The sequence below is a fragment of the Streptomyces laculatispora genome (genome assembly GCF_017353455.1).
Lineage (GTDB): Bacteria > Actinomycetota > Actinomycetes > Streptomycetales > Streptomycetaceae > Streptomyces > Streptomyces laculatispora.
The window spans coordinates 1-3,458 of record NZ_JAFMPZ010000054.1 but is presented as its reverse complement, the minus strand read 5'-3'; the positions used below and the strand labels follow the sequence as shown (position 1 = coordinate 3,458).

General features: G+C 73.7%; 2 protein-coding genes and 1 pseudogene. 2 read left to right on the top strand and 1 reads right to left on the bottom strand.

Going from position 1 to position 3,458, the window contains the following annotated elements; translation table 11 throughout:
* Positions 1-910, bottom strand: a 910-nt coding sequence (locus J1C73_RS02310; protein ID WP_207314837.1) for an FHA domain-containing protein, incomplete at its 3' end; no start/stop codon positions are given.
* A gap of 499 nt (positions 911-1,409) precedes the next feature.
* Here J1C73_RS02310 and J1C73_RS02305 point away from each other — a divergent pair.
* Both J1C73_RS02305 and J1C73_RS34380 read left to right on the top strand, forming a co-directional pair.
* Complete coding sequence (locus tag J1C73_RS02305) at positions 1,410-3,089, top strand: serine/threonine-protein kinase (protein WP_207314836.1); 1,680 nt, start codon at positions 1,410-1,412, stop codon at positions 3,087-3,089.
* 203 nt (positions 3,090-3,292) lie between these two features.
* Positions 3,293-3,458: pseudogene (locus J1C73_RS34380) on the top strand (serine/threonine protein kinase); the annotation flags it as partial.

Sequence of the window (3,458 nt, the reverse complement as noted above, 5' to 3'; positions counted from 1 at the left end):
ACGAGGAAGCGCCCCGGCGGGCCCAGGCGCCTATGCCCCGCCGGGGCGCTTCCTCGTCCGGGTAGCGGTCGGGGCGCCCGGAGCCGGACCGCGGCCGGGCCACGGCGTGCCCGGCCCGGTCGTCGTCCCGCGCGCCGCGCTCGTGGCCGTGGAAGGCGGGTTCCTCGTGCGCCCCGGGCCCGGGGCGCACGGCCGCGCTGTACGCGTGGGCGGAGCCGTCCCCGTCCCCGTAACCGTGTCCCGGGTCGGCGTCGGCCGGAGCCCTGGCCGCCACCCGCAGGTGCCCCTCGCCGTCCGGCGCCGTCCCCAGCGTCGGCGTACGCGCCCCCGAGGTCAGCCGGAGCGTCGACTCGCCGAGCCGCAGCAGCGCACCGGGTTTCAGCCGGACCGGACGGTCGCGGACCTCCGCGCCGTCCAGCGAGGTGCCGTTGGTCGAGCCCAGGTCGGCCACCGCGACCCGGCCGTCGTCCGAGACGGTCACCGCGCAGTGCAGCCGCGAGACGTCGGGGTCGTCGAGCGGGACATCGGCTTCGGCCGAGCGCCCGATCCGGATCTGCCCGCCGTGCAGCAGGTGGACCCCGCCCGCGTCCGGTCCGGCGATCACGTGCAGCTGCGCCGGAACGGCGTCGTCCGTCGACTCGTCCTCGCCCGGGACCTGGAGCGAGAGCACCGCTCCGTCGACCAGGGGCGGCTCACCGAGGGCGCTGCGCTGCGCGTCGAGCCGCTCCCGCCCGGCGAACAGCACCACCGCACCGCTGCCGAGGGAGCCCTCGGGCCCGGAGACGGCCGCGGCCAGGCCGGATGCCACGGTGGCCAGCGCCGTCCCCGCGGGGGCGGTGACCAGCACGTCGCAGGCGCGCGCCGGGGTGTGGCCGCTGGGCGGCGCGAGGACGGTCAGCCGGATCTGCATCGCCGTCAGCGGTCCCTTCTGCGCGAGGTGCCCGGCAGGGGAAACGCCCTGTGATTCCCCCCACCCGGCACGGACGCGTCGTCCGGTACAGGTTCGTCACGTACCACGGGGCTCCCGACCCCACGGTTCTGTGCTGGAGGCATCCTCGCACCTGCCACTGACAACACGCCCGGGGGTCACCGCTAAGTGATCTTGAAAGGTCGGCTGTGCGCCCAAAAGTGCCTGCTTGGCCCGTTCTGCGGCACGGCCGATCCGGTCCGGGCCGGCGCCCGCGGCCGTTGCGCGCCCCCCGGTGCGGCAACCATCCGCCCGGAGTGAGCGTCTTCCTCCGCAACCGGTGCGCCCGGGGGCGGCGAGACCCGGCCCTCCGGGAATTCCGGACAAAGCGGCAACCGGGCGGACCCGGTCACCCACCGCCGGACAGGCTCTAGAGTGGGCCGGAAACTCCTGGAGGAATCCGGGGGACCGCAAGCACCACGATCAGCAGGGAGCGCATGACGTGCGGCCGGTAGGCAGCAAGTACCTGCTCGAGGAGCCGCTGGGACGCGGCGCCACGGGCACCGTCTGGCGCGCCCGCCAGCGTGAGGCCGCGGGCGCCGAGGCGGCCGTCACCGGCCAGCCCGGCGAGCTCGTCGCGATCAAGGTCCTCAAGGAGGAGCTCGCCAACGACGCGGATGTCGTGATGCGGTTCCTGCGCGAGCGCTCCGTGCTGCTGCGGCTGACCCACGAGAACATCGTGCGCACCCGGGACCTGGTCGTGGAGGGGGACCTCCTCGCCCTGGTGATGGACCTGATCGACGGTCCGGACCTGCACCGCTATCTCCGCGACAACGGCCCGCTCACCCCGGTCGCCGCCTCGCTGCTCACCGCGCAGATCGCGGACGCGCTCGCCGCCAGCCACGCCGACGGCGTCGTCCACCGCGACCTCAAGCCCGCCAACGTGCTGGTCTCCGAGCGCGACGGCGAGATGCACCCGATGCTCACCGACTTCGGCATCGCCCGGCTCGCGGACTCCCCGGGGCTGACCCGGACGCACGAGTTCGTCGGCACCCCGGCCTATGTGGCGCCCGAGTCGGCCGAGGGCCGCCCGCAGACCTCCGCCGTCGACATCTACGGCGCCGGAATCCTGCTGTACGAGCTGGTCACCGGCCGGCCGCCGTTCGCCGGCGGCACCGCGCTCGAAGTCCTGCAGCGGCACCTCAGTGAGGAGCCCCGCCGCCCCAGCACCGTCCCCGCGCCGCTGTGGACGGTCATGGAGCGCTGCCTGAGCAAGGACCCGGACCGGCGGCCCAGTGCCGAGAACCTGGCCCGCGCCCTGCGTACCGTCGCCGCCGGCATCGGCGTGCACGCGAACTCCGCGCAGATCGCGGCCGCCGACGGGGTGGCCGCCCTGCTCGCCCCCGACCCGGCGCCCACGGCCGTCCCCGAGACGCCCGGAGCGGCGGACCCGACGCAGGTGCTGCCGAGCAACGCCGGCTCGTACGACGCCAACGCGGCCACCAGCGTCATGCAGCAGAACGCCGGACAGGGCGGCGGCCACGCCGACCCGACCGCGGTCCTGCCGCCCGTCCCGCCGCAGCCCGAGGGCGCCCCGCAGCCCGACGGACCGCACCCCTGGCAGTCCCAGCTCCAGGCCGCCCGCGACCGCAACGACCAGACGCAGGTCCAGTACCTCGACCCGAGCCAGGACCCGCTGCGCCGCCGCCCCCAGCGTCAGCAGCCCCCGCAGCAACAGCAGCAGCGCCGGCAGCAGCAGTACCCCCCGCAGAACCGGCAGCAGTCTCAGCAGCAGCAATACCAACAGCAGCAGCAATACCAGCCCCAGCAACAGCAGTACCAGCCCCAGCAACAGCAGTACCAGCCCCAGCAACAGCAGTACCAGCCGCAGCAGCAGCGCCAGCAGTACGCGCCGCCGCAGCAGCCCCAGCAGCCTGCTCAGCGCCCGGCCCGCGAGCCCAGGCAGCGCAGTGCCAACCCGATGAAGATCCCCGGCCTCGGCTGCCTGAAGGGCTGCCTGTTCACGCTGGTCCTTCTCGTCGTCGCGAGCTGGCTGATCTGGGAACTCACCCCGCTGAAGGACTGGATCGGCCAGGGCCAGAGCTACTGGCACGCGATCAGTGACGCCGCCGGTACGGTCTCCGACTGGATCTCGAAGCTGGGCGGCGGCAGCGGCAACTGACGGGGCGGGGCGCCGCCGATCCAGCCGGACGCCCTGTCAATTCTGTAGCTATATCGACTTCTGCGGGCCAATTCCACGGCAATTCGTACGCAGAAGTGAAGGTTGGTGCCATCCAGGGCACGCAACCCCCCGATCGCCGCGTAACTTTGTCGACCGGGGGTTGTTGCGCGAGGGCCCAATCGCCAGCCGCTGAGGGAGCAGTCTTGGCACGGAATATCGGCAGCCGGTACACCGCCCACCAGATCCTGGGGCGCGGCAGCGCCGGCACGGTGTGGCTCGGCGACGGCCCCGAGGGGCCCGTCGCCATCAAACTGCTCCGCGAGGACCTCGCGTCGGACCAGGAACTCGTCGGCCGGTTCGTCCAGGAGC